At 62.3% G+C, this 22,241-nt stretch carries 11 protein-coding genes; 4 read left to right on the forward strand and 7 right to left on the reverse strand.

What is annotated here, in order from left to right:
* Positions 1-26 precede the first annotated feature (26 nt).
* Positions 27-9,050 (reverse strand): peroxidase family protein, encoded by a 9,024-nt coding sequence (locus ACKWRH_RS37045; protein WP_445217570.1) that lies wholly within the window; start codon positions 9,048-9,050, stop codon positions 27-29.
* A gap of 995 nt (positions 9,051-10,045) precedes the next feature.
* Between ACKWRH_RS37045 and ACKWRH_RS37050 the strand changes: the two genes are divergently transcribed.
* Positions 10,046-11,605 (forward strand): hypothetical protein, encoded by a 1,560-nt coding sequence (locus tag ACKWRH_RS37050; protein WP_445217571.1) that lies wholly within the window; start codon positions 10,046-10,048, stop codon positions 11,603-11,605.
* A gap of 789 nt (positions 11,606-12,394) precedes the next feature.
* Here the strand turns inward: ACKWRH_RS37050 and ACKWRH_RS37055 are convergent.
* The 3 genes from ACKWRH_RS37055 to ACKWRH_RS37065 form a co-directional block, all read right to left on the reverse strand.
* Entirely contained in the window at positions 12,395-12,553 is a 159-nt protein-coding gene (locus tag ACKWRH_RS37055; protein WP_445217572.1) for a DUF2934 domain-containing protein, read from the reverse strand.
* Positions 12,554-12,770: 217 nt separating this feature from the next.
* Complete coding sequence (locus ACKWRH_RS37060; protein ID WP_445217573.1) at positions 12,771-12,986, reverse strand: hypothetical protein; 216 nt, start codon at positions 12,984-12,986, stop codon at positions 12,771-12,773.
* A 711-nt stretch (positions 12,987-13,697) separates the two neighbouring features.
* The gene (locus ACKWRH_RS37065; RefSeq protein WP_445217574.1) at positions 13,698-14,657 is read right to left on the reverse strand and encodes an IS5 family transposase; all 960 of its coding nucleotides are present in this window, start codon (positions 14,655-14,657) and stop codon (positions 13,698-13,700) included.
* Between the two features lie 381 nt (positions 14,658-15,038).
* On the opposite strand from ACKWRH_RS37065, the gene ACKWRH_RS37070 reads away from it, so the two are divergent.
* Positions 15,039-15,212 (forward strand): hypothetical protein, encoded by a 174-nt coding sequence (locus ACKWRH_RS37070; protein WP_445217575.1) that lies wholly within the window; start codon positions 15,039-15,041, stop codon positions 15,210-15,212.
* 8 nt (positions 15,213-15,220) lie between these two features.
* On the forward strand, positions 15,221-15,598 hold the full coding sequence (locus ACKWRH_RS37075; RefSeq protein ID WP_445217576.1) for a hypothetical protein: 378 nt from the start codon (positions 15,221-15,223) through the stop codon (positions 15,596-15,598).
* Between the two features lie 229 nt (positions 15,599-15,827).
* On the opposite strand, the gene ACKWRH_RS37080 is transcribed toward ACKWRH_RS37075, so the two are convergent.
* On the reverse strand, positions 15,828-16,094 hold the full coding sequence (locus ACKWRH_RS37080) for a hypothetical protein (RefSeq protein ID WP_445217577.1): 267 nt from the start codon (positions 16,092-16,094) through the stop codon (positions 15,828-15,830).
* A 384-nt stretch (positions 16,095-16,478) separates the two neighbouring features.
* Entirely contained in the window at positions 16,479-17,093 is a 615-nt protein-coding gene (locus ACKWRH_RS37085; protein ID WP_445217578.1) for a tetratricopeptide repeat protein, read from the reverse strand.
* A 980-nt stretch (positions 17,094-18,073) separates the two neighbouring features.
* Between ACKWRH_RS37085 and ACKWRH_RS37090 the strand changes: the two genes are divergently transcribed.
* Positions 18,074-18,283, forward strand: a complete 210-nt coding sequence (locus ACKWRH_RS37090; RefSeq protein WP_445217579.1) for a PRC-barrel domain-containing protein — start codon at positions 18,074-18,076, stop codon at positions 18,281-18,283.
* Positions 18,284-19,025: 742 nt separating this feature from the next.
* On the opposite strand, the gene ACKWRH_RS37095 is transcribed toward ACKWRH_RS37090, so the two are convergent.
* Positions 19,026-22,199 carry an AAA family ATPase gene (locus tag ACKWRH_RS37095; RefSeq protein ID WP_445222544.1) on the reverse strand — a complete coding sequence of 1,058 codons (3,174 nt, stop codon included), beginning with the start codon at positions 22,197-22,199 and terminating at the stop codon, positions 19,026-19,028.
* Positions 22,200-22,241: the final 42 nt, after the last annotated feature.

Below are 22,241 nucleotides of genomic sequence, written 5' to 3' on the forward strand. Positions count from 1 at the left end.
TCCCGTTCCGGCATATTGTCGTGGGGCTAGAGCGTGACGTTGGAGCCGAGGTTCTGGTGGCCCGCGATCTCGATCTTGAAGTCGGCGGCGGCGTTGCCGTCGACGTTGCCCTGGATGACGGTGAAATCCTGACCGTCACGGGCCTCGTAGCTCACCGCGAGTTGCCCGGCCGCGGTGAAGGCGGCGTCGGAAACCAGCGTGAAGCTCTGGTTGCCGTCGGCGGCGTAGTTCGCGTCGATGCCGCTGAGGTCGATGCGGTCTCCCGGCTCGAAGCCGACGATGGTGTCGCCCTTGGCCGCTTCCACGGAGTTGAAGCGGAAGGTGTCGTCGCCGAGCCCTCCGTTCATCACGTTGGCGGGGGTGCCGGCGACGATGACGTCGTTGCCGGAGCCGGTGGTGACGTTCTCGATGCCCCACAGCGTATCGTTGCCGGTCTGAGAGCTGGAGGCGCTGCCGTTCGCGAGTGGGCCTGAGCCCAAGTTGACGGTGACGGCCGTGCTCGCCGCCGACATGTCGAGCGTGTCGATGCCCGCCCCGCCGGTGCCTTCGTCGCCGAAATAGGCGTCGTTGCCATCGCCGATCTCGGCCACGATCAGGTCGTTGCCGGCCCCGCCGAACACGGTGTCGTCGCCCGCACCCCCGTTGATAAGGTCGTCGCCCTGATCGCCGAAGATGCGGTCCGCCCCGGCATCGCCGTAGACGATGTCGGCGTCGGCTCCCGCGAACACATGGTCGTCGCCCGCACCGGCGAAGATCACGTCCCGTCCAGCACCGCCGTTGACGAAGTCGGCGCCCTCGCCAGCCGAGATCGCATCGGCGCCGGCATGGCCGACGGCTATGTCGTCTCCTGCGAAGGCAACGATGTTGTCGTCGCCGGGCGTGCCGACCAGCGTGTCGGACTGCGCCGTGCCGTTCCGAACCACGCCGTCGGTTGCGGTCTCGGTCTCTTCTTCGTCGTCGCCGCCCGCGGTCGGCGTCTCGTCGTCGTCCTCTTCGTCCTCGTCCTCGTCCGGCTCATCGGTCTCGAACTGTGGCGGCATGACGCCCGAGAAGGTGACCGAATGGGTTCCGTTCGAGATAGTCTTGGTGCCGTCCTGGTTCTGGACCAGATGGTAGGTCGCGGGGTCCGCCCCTTCGGGAAGCTCGATCACGTCCTCGGCCTGCAGCGCGCCGATGATGATGTCGTTGCCGCCTTTGGACTTGAACACGATGCGATGGGCCGATGTGAGGGCCGAGATGTCGATCGTGTCGTCGCCCTCGTCGCCATCGATCGTGATGGTGTTGAGGCGCAGGCTCGTCGCGGTGAAGTCGCCGACGACCGTGAACGTATCGCCCGCTCCCGCGCCGCCCGTCGCTCCGGTCGGTTCGATGCCGTTGATGCGGATCTCCTCGATCTCGCTCAGTTCCGCGATCACGTTGGCGAAGGCCGAACCGCCCCGGGTGACGACGATTTCCGGCGTACGCCCGCCGAAACTCGCGATGTCGTTGCCCGCGATGGCATCCCAGGCGGCCAGCGTGTAGATCGTGTAGGCCTCGCTGGAGGTATTGCCATTAATAACGAAGGTGTCGCCCGCGGCGCCCTCGGTGCCGCCATTGACGATGTCGCGACCATCAGTCGGGGTCGCTGTCGCATTGGCGTTCCAGACGATTGTGTCGTCTCCGGCACCGCCGTTGACCGTGTCCGCCCCGGCGTTGAGGCCCGGCGCGGTGACGTTGACCGTGAAATTGTCGACGTAGAAGTTATCGCCATTATCCCAGTTGTTGCCGTCGCCGGTGGTCCGGAAACGGATCGCCGAGTTCGAGCCGATCTGGGCAGCCGCCAGGGCGGCGCTGAAGTTGAAGGTGCCGTTGGCACCGCCTCCCAGCGTTCCGCCGGTCACGACCTCCCAGACGTTGGTGTTGACGTTCCGTGCCTCGACGATGACTGTCTGGCCGCCGTTGAGATTGTCGTCCTCGTAGGTGAACGATACAGTCGCCGCAGTCGCGCCGGCCAGATTGACGGCGCGCTCGATCGTCTCGCCGCCATCGACGCCCTGATTGAACTGAAGGCGTCCGCCGGTGATCTGGATGTCGCCTGCTGTCGCACTGGTCGTCTCACCGCCGCCTTCGATCCAGTTTCCTGTGAAGGCGAGTGAGCCATTGCTGTTCGAATACGACGCCGCTCCGAAGCTGTCGACGTAGGCACCGTTGTTGCTGCCGGCGCCTCCGGTCAACGTGTCGTTGCCATCGTCGCCGTTGAGGGTGTCCGCACCCTCGCCGCCGCGAATGACGTCGTCGCCACCGCCGCCGCTCAGCGTATCGTTGCCGCCTAGGCCGTCGATGAGGTTCGCAGCGCCGTTGCCGGTGATGACGTCGGCGTTGGCGCTCGCCGTGCCGAACGGTGCCGGCGCGGCCTGCGCGAGGATGTAGTCGGACGCGTCGATCGCGGCCGTCGTCGTGTTGTTGACCTGGATGGTGCCGATCGTCGCCAGGGAAGCATCCCTGACCGTGAGCAGAGTATTGGCGCCTACCTGAGTCTCGACGACGCGCGTCGCCAGATTGGCGGCGGTGATGCCGAGGGCACTGAGGTTGATCAAGTCCTGACCTCCGGCCGCGGTCGAGTCGAAGCCGGTGATGGTGTCGGCACCGAACCCGGCCGCATTGTAGACGACCACGTCGTTGCCGTCGCCGACGTTGATGGTGTCGTTGCCCGCGCCGCCGATGACGGTGTCGGTATCGCCGCCGGTGCCTCCGCTTAGCGTATCGTCGCCAGTACCGCCGTCGACCAAGTCGGTGCCGTTGCCCGCGTCGATGGTGTCGTTGCCGCCACCGCCGAAGATCTGGTTGTTGGCGCCGTTTCCGGCGATGGTGTTGGCCAGCGCGTTGCCATTGCCGTTGATGGCATCGGCGCCGGTCAGCGTCAGGTTCTCGACTTCGGCCCCGAGGGTATAGGAGACAGAGGACTGCACCGTGTCGGAGCCGCCGGCCGCGAGTTCAGTCACCACGTCGGCGGCATCGTCGACGACGTAAGTGTCGTTGTCGGCGCCGCCGGCCATGACGTCGGCCCCGGCTCCGCCGTTGAGGATGTCGGCGCCGATCCCGCCGGTCAGCGTGTCGACGTCGTCGCCGCCATTGAGCGTATCGTTGCCGTCGCCGCCGTCGAGCGTGTCGTTGCCCAGACCGCCGTTCAGCGTGTCGTTGCCCGCCAGGCCGCTCAGCGTGTCAGCCAGATCCCCACCGGTGATGACGTTGTTGCCGGCGTTGCCGGTACCGATGAACTGGTCGGCGTCGACGCCACGGTAGGTGAGGTTCTCGACGTTGGCCATATTCGCAATGGAGAGCTCGGCCAGGAAGGTCTCGACGGTGTCGGTGCCCTCGTCCTGGGCCTCGATCGCGACGTCGAGAAGATCGTCGATGCCGTAGGTGTCGTTGCCCGCACCGCCAACCATCGTGTCGGCGCCGACGGCGCCTTCGAAATCGTCGCCAGCGAGATTCAGCCGGGCGTCGAGATCGTCGTTGCCCGCACCGCCGACCAGCAGGTCGTCGCCGAGCCCGCCGACGAGGTCGTCGTTTCCGGTGCCGCCGAAGATCAGGTCGTTGAGGCCGCCGCCGGTGATCTCGTCGTCGACGCCTTGCTCGCCCACCACGAAGTTGGCTTGCGCGTTGGTCACCGCATTCAGCGACATGTCGACGTCGCCGCCTGCCCGGCCGGCCGGATCGGAGCGGCTGATGAAGTAGTCCTCCGCGCCGAGCGCATAGCCGGCGAAAGTCGCGCCGTTGAAGTTGATGCGTTCGACGCCGGTCTGAGCATTGTTGCCGTTGAAGTGACCCGCCACCGTGATGGACTGACCGACGGAGCCCGTGGGCCCGGTCGGCAGGCTATAATTGATGACCAGGTCGCCGGTTTGGGTCGCGGTGCCGCTGTCGAAGGCGTCCAACGCGGTGATCGTCGGCACCGGAAGCAGGGTCACCGGGTCGATGATGGGCTGACCGGACGCGTCGACCGCGTTCGGAGCCTGGATCGAGATGCGGTCGGCGGTGCCGCCGCTGGTGGCATTGACGGCTTCATTGATGAGGTCGTTGCCGTCGCCGAGCCCGAACGCGTAGGTGTCGTTGCCGAGACCGCCGTTGAGGGTGTCGACGCCGCCGTTGATGCCGGGTCTGGCGATCGTGATCGTCAGGTTATCGATGTAGAAATTGTCGCCGTTGTCCCAGTTGTTGCCATCGCCGGTGGTCCGGAAGCGAATTCCCGAATTCGCGCCGATCTGGACAGCGGTCAGCGTAGCGCTGAAATTGCCGTTGCCGTTAGCGGTGGTGCTGCCGAGCGTGCCGAGAACTTCCCAGGCGCCGCTGCCGCTGTTGCGGGCCTCGACGATGACGCTCTGGCCCGCGCCAAGATTGTCATCCTCGTAGCTGAAGGACAGCGTTGCGGCCGTTGCCCCCGCCAGGTTCATCGAGCGTTCGATGGTTTCGCCGCCATCGACGGTCTCATTGAAGCGAAGGCGATTGCCATCGATTTCGATGTCGCCGCTCGTGGCGCTGTTGTTGTCGTTTTCCGTCCAGTTTCCGGCAAAGTTTGCGGCGTTGCCGTCGTTGCCGGAATAGGAGCCCGAATTGAAGTTGTCGGCAATCGTTCCGGTGGAGGAGCCCGGGCCACCGACCAGGATGTCATTGCCGCCGAGACCGTTGAGCACGTCGGCTCCGGCGAGTCCGACGATGATGTCGTCGGTCGCCGAACCGTTCAGCACGGGACGGTTGTCGGACGGCGGGCCCTGCGGGGCGAGGCCATTGTCGCTGAACGGGGTGCCCACGACGATGCCGAGAGTACCGTCGGAAAATTGCAACCGCTCCATGTTGCGCAGCAAGTCGGTGCCGTCGAGCGGATCGAGGCCGCCGGTGTTGGAGACCACGAGGGTGCCGTCGGCGCGCGCCGAGAACGAGTAGTTGGCGCGGACGTCGGAGTAGACCGCGGTGTCGACGTCCGATGCCGCCGCGCCGTCGGAGACGATGTCGCGGACGATCTTGAGCTGGCCGGGATTGATCTGACCCGAGAACACCTTCTGGACCAGCGTCGTCATGCTGTCGTGGAACTCGAGCACGGTGTTGCCTACCGGGCCGTTCTCGTCGAACTCCGACATCACCGCGATGCGCACCCGCAGCCAGCGGTCGCCGTCGATGATGTCGTCGCCGCCGCGGCCTTCGATGAGGTCGCTGCCGCCACCGCCGAGCAGGATGTTGCCGCCGACGAAGCTGCCGTTGGCGTCGAACGAGGCCGGTCCTGCGCCGGCGAGGAGCGCCTGCAGGCCAGTGATGAGGGCGATACCCTCGGCATCCAGGGCGCTGCCGCGAAAGCCTTCGGTCGGCACGAGGTCGGCGGTGACGTCGGAACCGCGGATGACGTCGTTGTGGGCCGATCCGGACGCACCTTCGACCTGGGTGAAGCTGTCGAGCGCCGCGTTGCCCGGAAGCACCGGCAGACCGGGCAGGATCACCCGGTTGAGGTCGACGTCGACCGCCAGATTCATGCTGGCGTAGGTCGTCCAGTCGTAGCCAGACATACCGTCGAACTTGCCGCGGCCTAGGCTGCCGAACCAGATGTCGTCGCCGCCTTCGCCGATGAACTCGTCGAAGCCGCCGTCGCCGTGGAACACGTCGTGGCCTTTGACCGCATCAAGCTGGAACTGGTCGTCGAAATTGTCACCGACCGCGCCGGTCCAGGCGCCGATCTCGATCCAGTCGTCGCCTTCGCCGCCGAGCGTCTGCTCGGTGGTCTTGCTGCCGAGAACGAAGTCGTTGCCGACCCCGCCGAAGGCCTCGTCGAGGCTGTCGGCGCCGAGCACGATGAAGTCATTGCCCTCGTCGGCAACGATCAGGTCGACGCCCTGGCCGGCGTTGACCGCGTCGTGGCCGCGGCCGGTGCGCATGATGTCGTCACCGAACAGGTCGGTGATGATGTCATCGCCGTCTCCGCCGATATACTGGTCGTTGCCGGCGCCACCTTCCATGCGGTCGTTGCCGCCGTCGCCGTAGAGGGTGTCGTCGCCCTCACTGGCGATCAGCGTGTCGGCCTGGTCGGTGCCGCCCAAGAGGACGTGGTCGGCGCCAGTGTAGCGCAGGTAGTGGCTCTCGGGTCCGGCTGTCGACGGATCGTCGCGCAGGACCAGCGGCGTCAAGATTGTGCCACCGGTCGGATCGGCCGAATCGAGCCCCGGATTCCACTGCCGGGTCTGGTCGACCTCAAGGATGAGCCCGGGGGTCGAGAACACGTCGGACGGCAGATGGCCGGCGTCGGCATTGAGGCCGATCACCTTGGCAAAGGTGTTGTTCTCCATTTCGGAGAGCAGATGCAGGCCGTCCAGCCGCTGCAGGTAGTAGAAGCGGTCGCCGTCCTGCAGCTTTTCCAGCTGGACCTCGAACACGAAGTTGAAGGTCGAGCCCAGCATGCCGCCGAACGGCATGACCTTTTCGGCGAGACCGCCGATCCAGAGGTCGACGTTGTCGAGGCCGCCCAGCGAGCCGCCGGCGTAGACACCGGTGGCGTTGAGGAAGGCGATGCGGTCGGTGTTGAAGGCCGCGAGCGCCGCCGGATCGGTGGGGACGACGATATCGCCGAAACTGGTGCCGAAGATCAGCGCCATGGCCGCATCGCGCTTGCCTTCGACCGTGGCCTGGCCGGTGATCAGCGCGTGCGTTCCGTAGGCCGCCACGAAGTTGATGATCGAGGCTTCGTTCTTGAGGTGGCTCGCGAAGTCCACCCAGCTGGCGTAGGGCCGCAGTTCCTCCGCGTGGCTGCTGGCCTCGAAGAAGTCGCGGCGCGCGGCGTTCAACGACGGCACGCCGGCATCGCGTCCGCGAGCCAAGTTGATGGTGGCCAGGTCGAGCGGCAGGCCGAGCAGGTTGTTGCGCAGCGCGCTGGTGACGAACTCGTCGATCTCGTTGCCGACCTGGCGCGTCATGCCGCGGATGATGTTGCCGGCGGCGACGCTGTCGGCGACGGTGTGCGCAACACCGCTGGCGTCGGAGTCGAACTCGACCGGGTTGAGGAAGGCCTGGATCAGTCCGATCTGGTCGTTGGTGAAGCTCGGGTCGAGTCGGTCGATCGTCTCGGTCAGCATCGAGTGGCCGAAGCGATAGACGACGTGGGCGAACTCGGCGACGATGCTGGGATTGATGTCGGCGTGGTAGCCGTCCGGCACGACGAAGAAGTCGATGTTGGGCTGGATCTTGCGGGCGAAGTCCTCGAACACGAGATGCTGGTACTGCATCTCGGTGCCGAACTTGGCGGCTTGGAACAGGCGTTCGCCGTCCCAGACCAGCGCGGCGATCTGGGCCGGCGTCGTCGGCAGGGCGGCGAGATCGACGGTCAGCCATTCGTTGAGGAAGGCCAGGTCGCTCTCGGCGAGCACGATCTCCTTGGTGTGCTCGACCAGCCGGTTGTGCTCGGAGTGAAAGATGTGGTGGACCGCGGTCAGCCCGATGTTCTCGTTGGCGCGGCCGTCGCCGGCGATGAAGTGCGCGTCGAGCAACTCGTTGTCGTAGACCGCCGGGTTGTTGCCGGGGTTGAGAAGGCCGATCTCGATGTCGCCGTCGGCGATGCCGTTCGGCACGGCGTCGTGCGCGATGTCGGCGAGGAAGGCGGCGTTGATGCGGACAGCGCCGGCGACGCTGACCGGCGCCGCCGAGGTGCCGGAGATGACAGTGTCGTCCGCGGTGTTCGGAATGCCGTCGGCGCCGAGGCCGGTGACGACCTGGGCGAAGCCTTGGGCATTGGGAATAAAGTTGCCGTACGCGTCGGTGCGCACCAGCGGCACCGCGCCGACGTCCTGGTCGGTCAGCAGGATGCCGAGCATCTTGGCCTGCTCCTTGACCTCGCCCCAGGTGGCCATGCCGCCGGCGCCGGCGCCGCTTCCATCGGGATTGGCGCCACGCCCTTCGATGAGCTTGCCGGTGGCGTGCGGGACGCCGTTGGCGTCCAGCGCATACTGGCGCAGGAAGACCTGGTGGGAAGCGTGCGAGGTATAGGTCTGGTTCTGGTCGACGAACGGAGTCGTGGTGTTGACCGGCCGGACGTCGTCCGCGGTGCCGAATACGTTGTCGGCGCCCGGGGAGACGGTGGCGCGGGTCAGCACCATGAAGTTGGTCGGGCTGCCCGGCACGTACAGCGGGTCGTCCGGCTGAAGCGGGACGAACACGGTGCCGCTGCCGCCCTTGTTGACCAGATCCAGACCGTGATCGAAGAACTGGCCGAACAACGTGAACCAAGAGTTGAACGGGGCCGACAGCCCGACGTCCGGGGAGACGTTGACGATCTGGACGTTGTCGCCATCCATCGCGACCCCGAACGGCTCGAGGGCCGCATCGCGGACCACGCGGGCGGCTTCCAGATCGGCGAGCGTGAGAGCGTGCGCCGACGTCGCGGTAGCCAGCGCGTCGAGCGCAGCCTGTTCGGCCGGGCCGGGAACGGTGGTGTCGTCGCCGTCGCTGAGCTGGTTGGCCGCCGCCTTGGCGTTCTGCATCACCACGCGGGCCTGATATTCGGCGTCGAGCGCGGGCTTGAAGGCGTTGTAGATGTCCTGCACCAGGGCGACGTTGGCCAGGGTGGCTTCGACGACGCCGCCGGTCTGCAGGCCCTTCATGATCGCGGCCGGATTGGCGAGCGTCTGATCGACGATCAGGTTGGAGATGGTGCGCAAACTCGAATCGAAGACCATCGAACCCGGGTTGTTGGACGGCGCGTAGGACGTCGGCACGGCGGGCGCGCCCGGCGGCAGGAAATTGCCCGGCACGTTTTCGGCGGGCCTGAAGGTCGGGTCCAGCAGTTCGGGGAACGGCATGTCCGCAGCACCCCACTTCTCCTGGCCGGGCAGCAGGTTGTTGTTCTGTCCGTCGACGGTTCGAAGGCCGATGCTGAGATTATAGGACGGAACGGAGCCGACTTGGCCGGCCAGACCGGCTCCGTAGAGCGGCGCGGCGTTCGGGTCGAGCGGATTGGCGATGTAGGCGGCGTGCTTCTCGGCGACCTTGATCTGCGCGAGAATGAAATCCAGATCACTCCTGATGTACGCAACCATGACGGCCTCACCTGTTGTGGCGCGCGGTCCGCTGCGGCGGCCGGGCTGTTGAAATTTTTGCGAGCCGTCCAAGTAGGATGGCTCCTATGGGCTCAGGCTAGATTTTTCTGTGGGCAGCGGGATAGGGTACAAGGTCCAACGACCTCGTGGGACCGAGGTCCGGCGCTTCGGCCGACCATGGTCGTAGGACCTTGGTCCGACCGGCGGACGACCATCCTCGCTCCGCCGGCGCCACGGCGCGGCGCTGCACGGGTCAAGCGGTGTTTTCCGGGTGTTTTCGGAAGACTTGGCCGCGCCGTCCGATCGGAGCAACCGTCGCGTCGATCCGGCATCAGGGCGTGAGGGAACAAGCAAGGCTGGACAGAGGACTGCCGGAGCACGGCGTCGGAGGCGTCAAGCGCGCTCAGGGCCGTCGGCATCTCCGCGCCGTGTCAAGTGAAGACGAGGATGATCACTCAGCGGGCTTTGCAAGGCGCGTAGGTCGACAACGCGCTATGACGGGCTTGTCGCCAACTACCTCGCCTTCATTCAACGCATCAATCTGGCAAAGGCCTTTCGCCGGGCCGCAGACGCCCTCAGGTTCGCTGGTGCCGTTGAACATTGACGCCATCACGGCATTACGCCGCTGAAGGTGTCGGTGCTCGTGGATGCATCGCCGGTGTGCCGACGGAAATATCCTCCTCGAAGTCTGCCGAGGCCTAGGGTCACTTGCGTCCAGGAAAGCAATCAGCCGTGCAGGCATATGCGGCGCATGATCGCTTTAGGTCAAATGTTGACGCCACCGCGCGCCCTCTAATAACCCGCTCAGCAAAGAGCCCGCGCCGGCCGCAGCAGCCAGCATGGCTTGCTGTTCCCCGTACTTGTACAGAACGTTTACTGTGCGGGCCGCGCCCGGCGCGTACGAATGCGATCTGTCCAAAGATATACCTCTTTATAGCTCGCGCGCGGTCTCCCGTAACACCCTAAGATTGTGCTGCAGTCGAGGAGGACTTCCGATGCGCAGGCAGCCTGTTCCGCTTACTCCGGGTGACCTAGTCAATCGTCAATTCGGCACCGACGACAACTTGACAGGCACCCCTGGCGCAGCGACCGCGTTCGGCGATGCTGGTGGCAACCTGTTCGACTCCTCGAAGGGGGGAAACGATACTTTCGATGAAATCGGACTTTCCAATTACACATTCTATGGCGACGTGGTCGGCAGCATTTTTAATTTTGCTCAGGGCGGTAATGACACATTCAACGGACTCACTGCGTCTGGTGTCACGGCCTACGGCGACGCGGGCGCAGACATGTCGGACCACAGTAAGGGTGGCAACGATACCTTCATGAGTGGCTTCGGCAGACAGCAGACCAATACGTTCTTCGGTGATGCTGGCGGCGCCATGTCGGGTCATGCTCAGGGAGGCGACGACACTTTCATAACCCAGACCGTACAGGGCGCCACCCACACCTTTTACGGCGACGCGGGTGGCGACATATCTGGCCACACCAAGGGCGGCAACGACAGCTTCCAGGGCTCCAGACAGGCTACAAACACCTTTTTTGGTGACACCGGGAGCAACATGATCGGTCACGCCCAGGGCGGCGATGACACATTCACAGCCAGAACGGACTCAGGCAACTCATTCTACGGAGATGCCCGCGGTGACATGACCGGCCACAGCAAAGGTGGCAATGACACCTTCAACGGGGCCTTGTTCGCAACGCAGGTGTTCTACGGTGATGCCGGAGGCAACATTTCCGGCCATGCTGAGGGAGGCGACGACATTTTTATCGGCTCGGGTGGGGCGATAATGTCAAAGACCTTCTATGGTGATGCTGGCGGCGACATCTCCGGCTTTGCCAAGGGCGGGAACGATACCTTCACAAACGAAGGCGGCTCCGATGTGTCCTTTTACGGCGACGCCGGCGCCGCATTGTCCGGACACGCGCGGGGGGGCGATGACGTAGCAGCGTTGCAGGGGAGCAAAAGCTTCGCCGTTGGCGATGCTCTTACGATGCTCGGCGCTGCTGTCGGAGGTAATGACAGTCTAAGCGGCGGTGACAGGTCGCTGACAGATGTTGTAAATGAGCTCTATGGGGACGCTCAGGCCATGGGCGGGGCGACCCAAGGAGGCGATGATCTCATTGTCGGCGGCCAGGCCGTCGGCAGCGGCAGGGTCGATAACTTCTTATGGGGCGACGCCGAGCAACTTTCGGCTCGTGCCCAGGGAGGCAGCGATGTCCTCTACGCTGGAACCGCGGCGCCCGGTTGCACGGTCAGCAACGAGATGTGGGGCGATGGCCAACTGCGCGGCAATGCTCTTGGCGGTAGCGACACGTTCGTATTCAAGGACGATGGCGCAACGACGGTCGGCACTCAGAACGTTATCGGCGACTTCAGCCAATGCCAACATGACAAGATTGCTTTCATTGACGTGGCAGGCGCGCAGTCGTTCGATGATCTTGTCATAACCCAAAATGGAGCTAGCACCATTATCATTGCGGGAGCTGATCAAGTTACGCTTGCCAACTTCACCAATTTGATGACGGCGAATGACTTTTTGTTCGCCTGAAAGTCACTTCCGACCAAACTATAAGGGCAGTCCAGCAGCTAAGTAAGCCACTCGCCCTAGCCGACATTGCGCCTGAAGAGTTTACGCTGGCCATCGGCGAAGTGGCAGCGCACCTCGGGAGGAGGTCTGCTCACCGAGGTATGACGGACCGGATTTGCTCACTTTAGTTCTTCGCATTCTGACCCGAAGCCGACTTCCGCCCACCGGCCTCAAACGTTAAGTCTGCTAGTCGGTCACCATCACCGCCCGGACCTCGGCCGTGATCGGTACTGGACGTGCTGCTCGCTCCGGCCTGCTCGAAGTTGACCCCATGTTGAGCGGGCTGAGGGGGCAAGGCGACAGACCTACTCAGCGCTCTGTCCTCACATACGGCCTGAACTCAGGCGTCGGCTGCAAGCCCGGAGCGGCATTCAGTGAGAGTGATGCTCCACCTTGCGGGTGCCGGGACCTTGTTTGCGAATTTCCAAAGATGCCCCAGATAAATACGCTCAACACGAGCGAAACGGCGACCAAGAGCAAAAGGTCACGGACCATGATGTCCTCCCTTTCGCCGTTTCAATGGGGGAATCAGCCCAACGTTCCTAAACGGTCCTAATCCATCCACCCGTTGCCGTGTAAACGCCAGCGCCGACGCAACAGACGCAAAGGTTTCGTCTCGATGATCTTCCTACTGAAATTGACATGCGGCCGTTCCCTCCGGCTGTCGACATGCACGCCAGCTTGAGTGCGTTTTCCAGACACTACTCTCGGTTCTTCCTCGGCATTGATTTTAGCGGTGTATTTCTTTCGCTAGAGCGTATCCGGCGTGCGTCGAGGAGAGCTTTTGTCCTCGTTGATTAATTCTTGCTCGGCCAGGTGCCAGAACTCTTCATCTTGCCCTCCCGGCTTTCCGGCCTGCTCCCACAGCTCGTAAGCGCGGGCCGCAATGGTTTCGTCGATCTTGTTCATGGACGGTCCCTTCTTATTTTGTTCAATTGAGGCGCTTTGTATCGGTCTCGATTTCTACAATGACCGTCTCAACATCGGGGACGCCATCGACGTCCCTGTTGCAGATACACGGCATACCGGCGCCACATTGGCAGCCCCCTTACCTTCGGTCCACGACTGTCCGGATGATTTTCGCAGACCCAACCGAGGCCATGGCAGATTGGACAACTGGGATCGGTCATGCCGCGATGGCCTGTCGATGGCGCTGATATGCTTCAATGGCGCGGTTGGCGAGCATCAGCTTTCGGTGCTCTCCCTTGAGGACCATCTCATCGACTGTCCTCAGGAGAAAGCGGCTGACCTCTGCAGCATTCCCAATCTCGCCGGTACGCTCCAAATAATCCCAGGCGATCTGAATGGAGTCCTCAATCAGCCAAGGGATAGGTTCACTCATAAAAGGAGAACCCGTAGCAATGCCCACCGTTCCTAGTGGAACGTCGGTTGGGACCTCGCCTCGATGACCTGGACGTTCGCGCGCACACCCGCCTTGTGCAATCTCAGAAGGCCTCGTGCCAATTGCCGGAGATCATTCCGCGCAGGACCGACGGGGAGTTTGCGCGCCCGGCGCAAGACCTGTGCGGCATGAATGATCAGCGGAGGCTTCTTCATATTGTTTCGCCCTCAATATGGCTGGCGGCGTCGATGCGAACCCCAACGGCTTCGACAACCTGGCCTGGCTCGACCCACAAGAGGATATTTTTGCGCCGGCTAGCGACTCTTGCGCTCTCGTTATGTTCTATATGGACATGATGGACCGACCCGCGAGCTGGAGCATGCCGAACCCGTAGGAGATGGACAAGATGGCCGCTCTCGTCGGCAGAACGTGCGTCGGGAGACCGGATTGGCTTCCGAAGCCGATCTTCCGCCGGAATACTGGCAGGCGCTTCTGGACGACCCTCGCGCAGAGAGCAGATGGGTCCCTCCTTCCCCAGACGGCAATCCGAGTTTGCGGTTTCCTTGGCCTAGCTCTTGCGCTGGGGTTTCACTCTCTCCCTTCGAGGGCCTGTTGCGTTATCGGCTCTTGAGGCTGAAGCCGTCAGGAGCGAAGGCCTTGGTCCCGGCAATTGCCTGCCAAGATCTGTAGTTGTCGCCCTCGTAGGGCGGCTCACGCGGCGATCGTGGCCCACCGCCTCATGTTGAAGGCGATCGAGGCGAGCACGATTTGCCCGGTCGCCTTGATCAGACCGACGTAGCGGATGCAGGTCAGCCGCATGCGGCGTTTGAGAGTAGCGAAGGTGGTCTCGACCTGGGCTCGGCGGCGCGCGATGAGGAGGTTGTAGCGTTTGAGCCTGGGCGGCAGTTCCGGGTGATGTCTGTTGGGCCGACGAGCGATGCGGGGTTTCTTGCCCTCCGCCTTCAGCCGGGCCCGTCGGGCATGGGTGTCGTAAGCCGCATCGGCCCACACCGCAGCTTCATCGCCCCGGATCAAAGCGTCCGCAGGTGTCGTATCGTTGACGTTAGCGGGTGTGGTCAGCACCGCGCGGATCAAGCCGGATCCTTCGTCCACACCGACATGGGCCTTGTAACCGAAGGTCGAGCCGCTTTTGCCCTGCCGTTTGGCAAACCGGGCATCAGGATCGTTTGAGGGGCGCTCCTGCTTGGGCGGAGCCGAGACTGCCTGGATCAAGGTCGCATCCAGCATCGTGCCGCGCTTGAGGATCACGCCAGCATTCTCAAGCTGACGATCCAGCTCACCAAACAGCTTCTCCAGCAGGCCTTGTTCAACGAGCTGGTTCCGGAAGCGGTTCAGGACCGTGTGGTCGGGCGTCGCATCCTCAAGGCTCAAACCGACGAAGCGCTTGAACGACAACCGGTCGCCCAGCGCTTCCTCGAGCTCGCGCTCCGAAAGACCATACAGCGACTGCAACAGCACAGCACGAAACAGCACCAGCACCGGATAGCCTGGTCGACCGGGGCTCCCTTCATCCCGCAAATGGCCGATCAGCTTCTCGAACCGGTACCACTTGACCAGGCCAGCCAGCCGATCCAGCGCCGCATTGGCGCCGGCCCCCTTCGGCATCAGCGCTTCCACAAAGCTCGGCTGTCCCGTCCGCTTGACCGCCATCGCTACCCTCCAAGGCTTTGCCCTAGGGAATCACAATTGACGAATTACGCAACAGGCCCTTCGAGAGAAAGGCTGGTCGGGAACAGTTCAATAAGATCAATGCATCGCGGCGGTGTATAGCAAAACAGAATTTTTCCGACCGCCGCGAGATAGGAAACAGGCGGTGATGCGCGGGAAGAAGGAGGATCTAGCAGCGGATTATTCGGTCGCCGGGATCCCTTACGCTCGCGACAGGCCTTCGTGGGATTTCGCACATTGACCGAGACTTACGCGAGATTCGAAATAAAAAGTGAAAAGAAGAGCGGGGATATTCCTCAAAGCTGACTTGATCTCTCCCTTCGATTACTTTTCTCCGCGCAACTAATTGATGAGTAAGTAGTGATGACTGATCAGCAATTAGCCTTGGAAGCGATTAGCGACGCGCAACTCATATTGGAAGAATTCCTTCGGCCCCACCCCGAGGATAATGCGCGTATTCTCGAGAAGTTGGTGGAAGTTCTCGAACGGCCTGCGTTGATCGTTGCTGTAAGTCGATTGCAGCAACACGGCAATTGAGCGCGCCCATGAGCAAACCGCTTCAAGCGTTTTCTTTAACCGTTGGCATTGTTGCGCTCTCATCGCTCGAAATGACCGGTCTGCATGCCAAGCAACAATGCAGCGCCGCAATGCCGCCAAATCCGCAAGGGCAATGGTGGTCCTATCGTTTCATCGACGGACGAAAATGCTGGTACGCAGGCAAACCCATGCTGTCGAAAGCATTGCTGGAATGGCCGACAGAGCGGCGTCCCGAACTCGGTTCTCGCGGAGAAGCTACAGGTATCGTCATTGCTAACAAGCCTGGCAATCCTTTCGATGCACAAGCGTTGGCGAAAGAGGGCCATGACACATTTGAAGAGCGATGGCGTGCTAGGATCTCCAGCTCCAACCCCGCGCACGACTGAACAATGCTAATGACGTAGCGATCCTGCATCTCGCCCATCGTTGGCGAGGACTTTCGACCGCCTGTTCGCGGCCGTGCGTTTCGTTTACGTCAAGCCGAGGCTCGCTGTTCAGGCGCAAGGCTACTACATGCGCAAGCTAAAGGATTTTAGGAAACGCTAGTCAGTTTGGCGCACGTGTACCCTCTACGGCAAACTACGGACTTTAGGCTCCGGAGTGCGCGCTCGATGTCTATCCCTTTCGCGCACTGATCATGGGATCATCACCCAATCCTTCAACGGGCGCCCTCCAGCCGAGTGCATCCTTCGCCGTTACCAGCGAAGCGCCGAGCGTTGCCAAGTAGTGTGGCAACTCGCAATCGGGACACGCGTTCATATTGCCGACAAGCGAAGCGACCGCGTTCTTAAGATCGCCTCGGTCGAGATGATCGAAGGCTCGTTGCTTGCAGCGCTCGACATATTTGTCGCGCGCCAGCTCAATTAACAGGGAACGTTCCATTTCGTCTCCCCAACCGATGACTGCTTTCAACCGTGGAGTTGAAACGGAGTGGATTTGGCCGTCTGTTCGAAAGGCGACAAACGGATGCTTTTTTGGTCGCAAGTGTGGGAATTAGGATACAGGCACACACGCGACTAATGCGGTGGTCGAGCCATCCGTCCCGCCCGAGCGATGCCGGTCATCCTAACCGTCGATGAAGCGGGATGTGTGGATGCGCGCGCCGGGCCGAGAGGGAAGAGAAGATAGGACGGCAGAGTGATCGTCCGCTCGGCCCCAAGAAGCGGACCAAGCGCAGACAGTTCAATATGTACGCGATGGACCATGAACAGACATAGCCTCACCCGTCGCGTTGGCGCCGAGCTCTGACCGCCGCTGCAAAGCGTCCTAATAAACCAGGCTAGTGCCGGGCGGCTTCTCTAGCGCGGCGGCCAACGACCGGTACTCCTCGCAGCCAGTCCCGCAAATCGCCGCGATCCGGCTCAAATGATATTGCACTTGATCGCGGTTGCCCTGCTCGATCTGCCATAGACCGTAATATTGCCAGGTCGGCACATGGTTCGGATCTGCTTTCAGGGCGCGCTCGTACCAGACCTGCGAAAGCTTGTAGTGGCCGAGCTTGCGATAGGAGTAGCCGATCAGATTGGCCACATTCGGGTGATCGTCGTGGCCGAGCGTCTTCAACTGCTCAATCGCAGAGGCATAGTCGGTGCGGTCGTAGACCGCCGAATAAGCTGCGCGGTACCCATGAGCAAAGGCGGGGTCGTCGAACAGGGACTGCTTGGCTTTTTTGGCCTTGGGCGCGTGAGTGGCCTTGTTGCCCGACCGCTTCGGGTATGACGAAGGCGGATAAGCGGAGCGTTGCCCCGTCCTGCTATAGTCTGCGTCACTGCCACCTGGCTCGGTGCCCGGGGCCGCAACAGCCGGAGTGACCGAGAACGCAACGATCAGCGCAATCGAACACGTTGCCAGCGTCACAATCCTGATCATCAAGTTGGCCATAGAAACCTCCTGCAGGCTACGCCTTCGAGCTCCCAATCCAGCCGAACATGTTAACTCCGGCTTACCTCAAACATTCCTGGAAAGGTATTTAGAAAAACGAGATTCTGTGTGACAGCAATGTTGTCTTATGAGCCAATCAATGTCCGCAGCGGATCACACGCTGGCGTCGCGACCATATTTGTCCTTGGTCCGTTCGCACCCCGCAAGCCGACGTCAGGGCATAGAAACAGAGAGGCAGCTAAGGGCCAATATCGGAAGTAACGGACACGAAGTTGCGGCGTAGGCAGAGGCAGCGTTCAATCCGACCGACGAGGAATGCGACGTATGGATGCGAGCGCGATGGGATATGAAGCAAAGGCGTTACAGCCTTGCTTGCCGAACGGGCTCGATGCCTCCATGACTTAAGGCAGCGCCGCCAATGCATTTCTGAGTTACACCGCCGTTTTAGCCACCAGACCGCATCAAATACGGATCCAAGGACCCAGCTAACCGGTCCGCCACTTGTATGGCGCCCGGCGTGGACTGCTTTTCGCGATGAAGCGAGCCGACGGAATTCACGACCAGCCCACTACAAGCAAGAACAGCTATCGCAATCGCAGCGAGATATTTGATCCTCATGACGATGGTCCCCTTTATCGCCCCATGAACTAACCGGGCACTCTCAGAAATGGTTCCCGAACGCTGCGGCCCAAATGTTTTCGGCCGCATCGGAAGTTGCTTCCATGGCGCCAGCGACTAGCCGCTAGGGCAGGTTCCTCCTTCGGAATGGAACATCGCGGTCGCGATCAGAAATCAAGGAACGAAAGCGTCCGCCGGGCTTTAGAAAAACTGAGGCCGTCGCTCGCCGGTAGTAACACGGCGCATGTCGCGGATAGCCAAAGGTCGTGGCGAACGACCCGCTGTTCTGAATACAAACGCTCGCGCAGATAGCCAAGCCGCGCGGTTGAGCCGCAGTCGGCTCGGCCGAACATGGATGAACGATGCCGCCGGCGAAGCTTCGTGCATCGACGATTTTGAATGAGTACGGTAAGGCGCAATCCGAATTGATCGGCAAAACCGTCATCCTTACCGACGGAAAGGCAGGCACGGTCGAGAACGTTTGGCTAGATGAACTGCACGGGTTTCGGATTTCAATCAAAGGTCATGACGGAAGATGGCCGCTCTCAACCATCAAGTTCGAGGAGAACTAGACCTTCGCACCCGCTGCGCATCACCCCAATAGCGCGCTATTTCAGAACATTCCGATCAGGATGAAAAACCCGATCTCAATCAGGAACGTCGTGCTCATAACCGCGACCGTAAGGAACACGTCGCTCGCCGAAAGAGGGTTCATGAATGCCTCGCATCTTGCGAAGCCCCGGGAGTAAATCATTCAGGCTAGAAAATGTTTCAGTTCCAAACGCAGACGGCGCGAGATGCGAGCGGGGCGGACATCCGAGGCGGCCTAAGGCAAGGTCCGCTTCGGGTCACAAGCGGACTTCGCTGCGTTGGTCGTCGATGGTCCGCTAACGGCCTAATAGCCGTCATCAATACCGTCGCACACGAAGATTCGCCAAGGGCCACGGGATGGCTTCGGGTTGACTCGTCAGGCGTCCGCAAAAGGCAGCGGTCGTAGAATATGGCTCACGCGGCTCTGTGTCTCGCGGTGCGGATACAGGCGACTGACAAACGTGGGTTTATGGTGCGCTCGGAGGGCGCTCGCATGTTCGGTGATTTCAACGGGTTAGAGTGGAGGTCAACGAGTTTGGTGCATTTCGCGCTCAAAAGTACCTTTGGCCCGGCCGCAGTAGGAGAGCACTGTCCTATGCGAGTCGGGTTGGTCTCACCGCTCATAACGGTCCGGTCCTGCCGGGACCACCAGTCAGCGCCCTGCAGAGAGCCTCCGGCCTCGCTTTGTCGCTTACTCGGCCGCTAATGCCTACACGGACAGATTCAATCAGCGCAACTCTCAAGCAACGCCTTTGCCATCTTCAGATCCGGCGTATCGAAGCCTTCCGTGAACCAGGTGTAAATTGGCGCCAGGAGGTCGTGGGCCTTGCGGCCTAGGCCCTGATCGCGCCACAGGCGGGCGAGGCTGGTGGCGCTTCGCAGTTCGATTGCGCGCGCGTTCTGCTGACGCGCGACATCAAGTGCCTTCCGCAGGCACTGCTCTGCCTGTTGCCACTCTGCGGACGCAATACAAAGCTCACCTCGAAGATGATGAATCCTCGCCTCGCACCATCTCTCACCGGTTACGTTGCCGTGACTAAGAGCCGCTTCCAGCAGCTCCATTGCCTCATCGCGACGACCGGCAACGCTACAAGTCTCGGCAAGAATAAATCTGCCTTGCTGGAGGAACGCGCCGACCCCGCCTCGCTCCCATGCTGCCAACCCACTGCGCGCGAATTGCAGGCCCTCCTCGATCTCGCCGCTGCGCACCAGAGCCCAGCCGCGGAACAGCATTCCTGCGGCTTTCGGCTGGGCGAGCTGATGCTCCTCGCAGAGCGTCAAGGTCTCGGTACTTGTCACCAGGGCCGCCGCCACGTCCGCTCGCAAGATGTGGTACGCGCATACGAACCACAGCGCGTGGGAGAGAGTTGGCGCATGCTCCATTCGTCGTGCGAAGCGCACCGCGCTCTCGGCGTGCTGCGCGGCTCGTTCTGGATGACCTAACATCCACGCCATGATCGCACCGAGCGCGTGGGCGCATACCGCCGGGTCGTGTCCAATGTAGTGGAACGCGTGATGGCGATGCTGCCGCTCATCGTACAGCGCGAGGCCCTGCTCGACCTGCGTATACGCTGTGGCGAAGTCGCCGCACAGCAGGGGCGTCGGCCAGGCAGCATGGTGCGCCTGGAGCAGGAGATTTGTGTCGTTCAAGGTGTGAGCGACCCGGAACAGTTCCTGGATCGATTCCCGTGCCTTCCCGAATTCGCCGCGGGTATTGTGGAACAGCCACAGACCAATGAGAGGCGCCACCAAATCGGCCGAGCTGTCCATCGCACGTGCGAGCCCGAGCGCGCGGTCGTAGACTCTTTCCACCTCGGGCGCGGTCCATCCCTGTACGTTCATCATCGCCGGTCCGAGCTGAGCGAGAATCTTGAGTTCTGCGGCCGCTCGCCCCGGCGTCTCGGGTTCGACTTCGAGCAATGCGAGTGCTCGGCGAAAATGTCGAACCGCCTCCGTATTGGCGGCACGACGCGCCGCGTGCTCGCCGGCGACGGTCCAGTGGGGGATGGCGCTTTTGTGAAGTCCGGCCTCGCCGTAGTGGTAGGCCAGCAGTTCGGGATGGCGTTGGGCGACGGCCGTATCGTCCTGCTCCAATCTCTGCGCGATGGTCCGGTGCAGCTGCCGATGCTGCTTGCGCAGCAGCGTGCTGTAGGCGGCGTCCTGCACCAGCGCGTGTTTGAAGACATAGGACGCTTGTGGTGGGATGCCGGTTTGGAAAAGTAGCCCGGCCTCGACCAGGCGGCCCAACGCACCTTGCACCTCCGTCTGGCTTCGCGGGGTGGCGACTGCCGCAATGAGTTCGTAACAGAACTCTCGTCCGATTGCCGCGCCGATCTGCGCCATTTCCTTTGCCGCTGGGCCTAATCGGTCAAGCCGAGCCATCAGTGAGGCGTGCAGCGTCGCGGGCACAGCGCGCGCGGAAACAGAAGTCCCGGACAGGAGAGCCTTCGTACCGCTTTTGGCCTCGACGACGGCCTTGGTAAGCTCCTCCACGAAGAGCGGCACGCCGTCCGTCCGCGCGACGATTTCATCTACCGCTTCGCCCGGCAAGGTCCCATTGCTGGCTGCGATGCGCTGCACCAGCGCTGCACTTTCGCGCAGGTCGAGCCGTTTGAGGGTCAGAGTGGTCACGTGAGCCTGATCAGTCCAGGGCGGCGAGTACTCGGGGCGGAAGGTGACGAGCAGCAGCACAGACGACCCCTGCACCCGCTCCACGATATGATCGAGCTGGTCCCGCGATGTCGGATCGATCCAATGGGCGTCCTCGTAGACCATCAACACCGGCCGCTGCTGTGCGAGCACGACGAGTTGCCGCAGCAGAGCCTCGAAAGTCAGATCCTTCTTGCGCTGAGGCGTGAGGTTCGGGGCCGCGTAACGGCCAGTGGTGGTGGTCGGGATCGACAGCAGTTCGGCAAGGAGCGCGATATCCTCATTCGAGGCGTGCGTCGGAGTGAACAGGGTTTCCAGCTTCGTGAGCTTGATCTCGGGCAGGTCATCGCGCGCGAAACCAGCAGCGCGCTCCAACTGCGCGATGGTCGGATGCATTGCGCTATCTTGATGGTGTGGAGAGCAAAAATAACGCAATCTTGCGTGCGGTTCGTCTGCAAGCCGCTGTGCGAACGCAGCGGCCACACGCGACTTTCCGATGCCTGGCTCGCCCGATAGCAATACGACCTGACCCTCGCCGGTCTTGGCTCGCTGCCAGCACTGGAGCAATAGATCGAGTTCGCTTTCGCGCCCCACCAGGGGCACTTCCCCACGGGAGGGATGCAATGCTTCGAAGCGACTTTCGACAGTGCTCTCGCGAAGGACACGCCAAGCCGGCACCGGTTCGATAAACCCCTTTACCTCGACCGCGCCGAGGTCGTCGTATTCGAAGAGACCGCCGGCCGCGCGATGCGTCCGTTGGTCGACTAAGACCGCGCTAGGCGTGGCAAGAGCTTGCAGCCGAGCGGCAAGGTTCGGCGTTTCGCCGACCACGGCCTGCTCCTGGGCAGCGCCCGCTCCAATAAGATCACCGACAACGACTAGTCCAGTCGCGACACCGACACGAACCCGCAGCGGCTCCTCTGTGACAGGAAGAGAGCCGACCGCGTCCACAAGTACAAGACCGGCGCGGACCGCCCGCTCAGCGTCGTCCTCGTGCGCCGCGGGATAGCCGAAGTACACGAGCACCCCGTCACCCATATACTTGGCTACAAAGCCATCGAAACGGCGAATAGTCTCTGCAACGCAGTGATGATATGCGCCGATCACGTCGCGCAAGTCCTCGGGATCAAGACGTGAGGCGAGCACCGTCGAGCCAACCAGATCGCAGAACATCACGGTTAACTGCCGCCGCTCGGCGGAGACACTTGATCGCAGCGAGGCGTCTGGTTGCAGTTCCGGCCGTGCCATAGCCGACCCGGCACTCAGCTGGGCACCGCAATCGCCACAGAA

The sequence above is a fragment of the Bradyrhizobium sp. Pa8 genome (assembly GCF_052588265.1).

Coding starts and splice junctions, on each gene's coding strand:
- ACKWRH_RS37095 (WP_445222544.1), bottom strand. CDS start 22,199: ATGGCACGGCCGGAACTGCAACCAGACGCCTCGCTGCGATCAAGTGTC.
- ACKWRH_RS37090 (WP_445217579.1), top strand. CDS start 18,074: ATGCCGCCGGCGAAGCTTCGTGCATCGACGATTTTGAATGAGTACGGT.
- ACKWRH_RS37080 (WP_445217577.1), bottom strand. CDS start 16,094: ATGGAACGTTCCCTGTTAATTGAGCTGGCGCGCGACAAATATGTCGAG.
- ACKWRH_RS37085 (WP_445217578.1), bottom strand. CDS start 17,093: ATGGCCAACTTGATGATCAGGATTGTGACGCTGGCAACGTGTTCGATT.
- ACKWRH_RS37070 (WP_445217575.1), top strand. CDS start 15,039: ATGACTGATCAGCAATTAGCCTTGGAAGCGATTAGCGACGCGCAACTC.
- ACKWRH_RS37060 (WP_445217573.1), bottom strand. CDS start 12,986: ATGAGTGAACCTATCCCTTGGCTGATTGAGGACTCCATTCAGATCGCC.
- ACKWRH_RS37075 (WP_445217576.1), top strand. CDS start 15,221: ATGAGCAAACCGCTTCAAGCGTTTTCTTTAACCGTTGGCATTGTTGCG.
- ACKWRH_RS37050 (WP_445217571.1), top strand. CDS start 10,046: ATGCGCAGGCAGCCTGTTCCGCTTACTCCGGGTGACCTAGTCAATCGT.
- ACKWRH_RS37065 (WP_445217574.1), bottom strand. CDS start 14,657: ATGGCGGTCAAGCGGACGGGACAGCCGAGCTTTGTGGAAGCGCTGATG.
- ACKWRH_RS37045 (WP_445217570.1), bottom strand. CDS start 9,050: ATGGTTGCGTACATCAGGAGTGATCTGGATTTCATTCTCGCGCAGATC.
- ACKWRH_RS37055 (WP_445217572.1), bottom strand. CDS start 12,553: ATGAACAAGATCGACGAAACCATTGCGGCCCGCGCTTACGAGCTGTGG.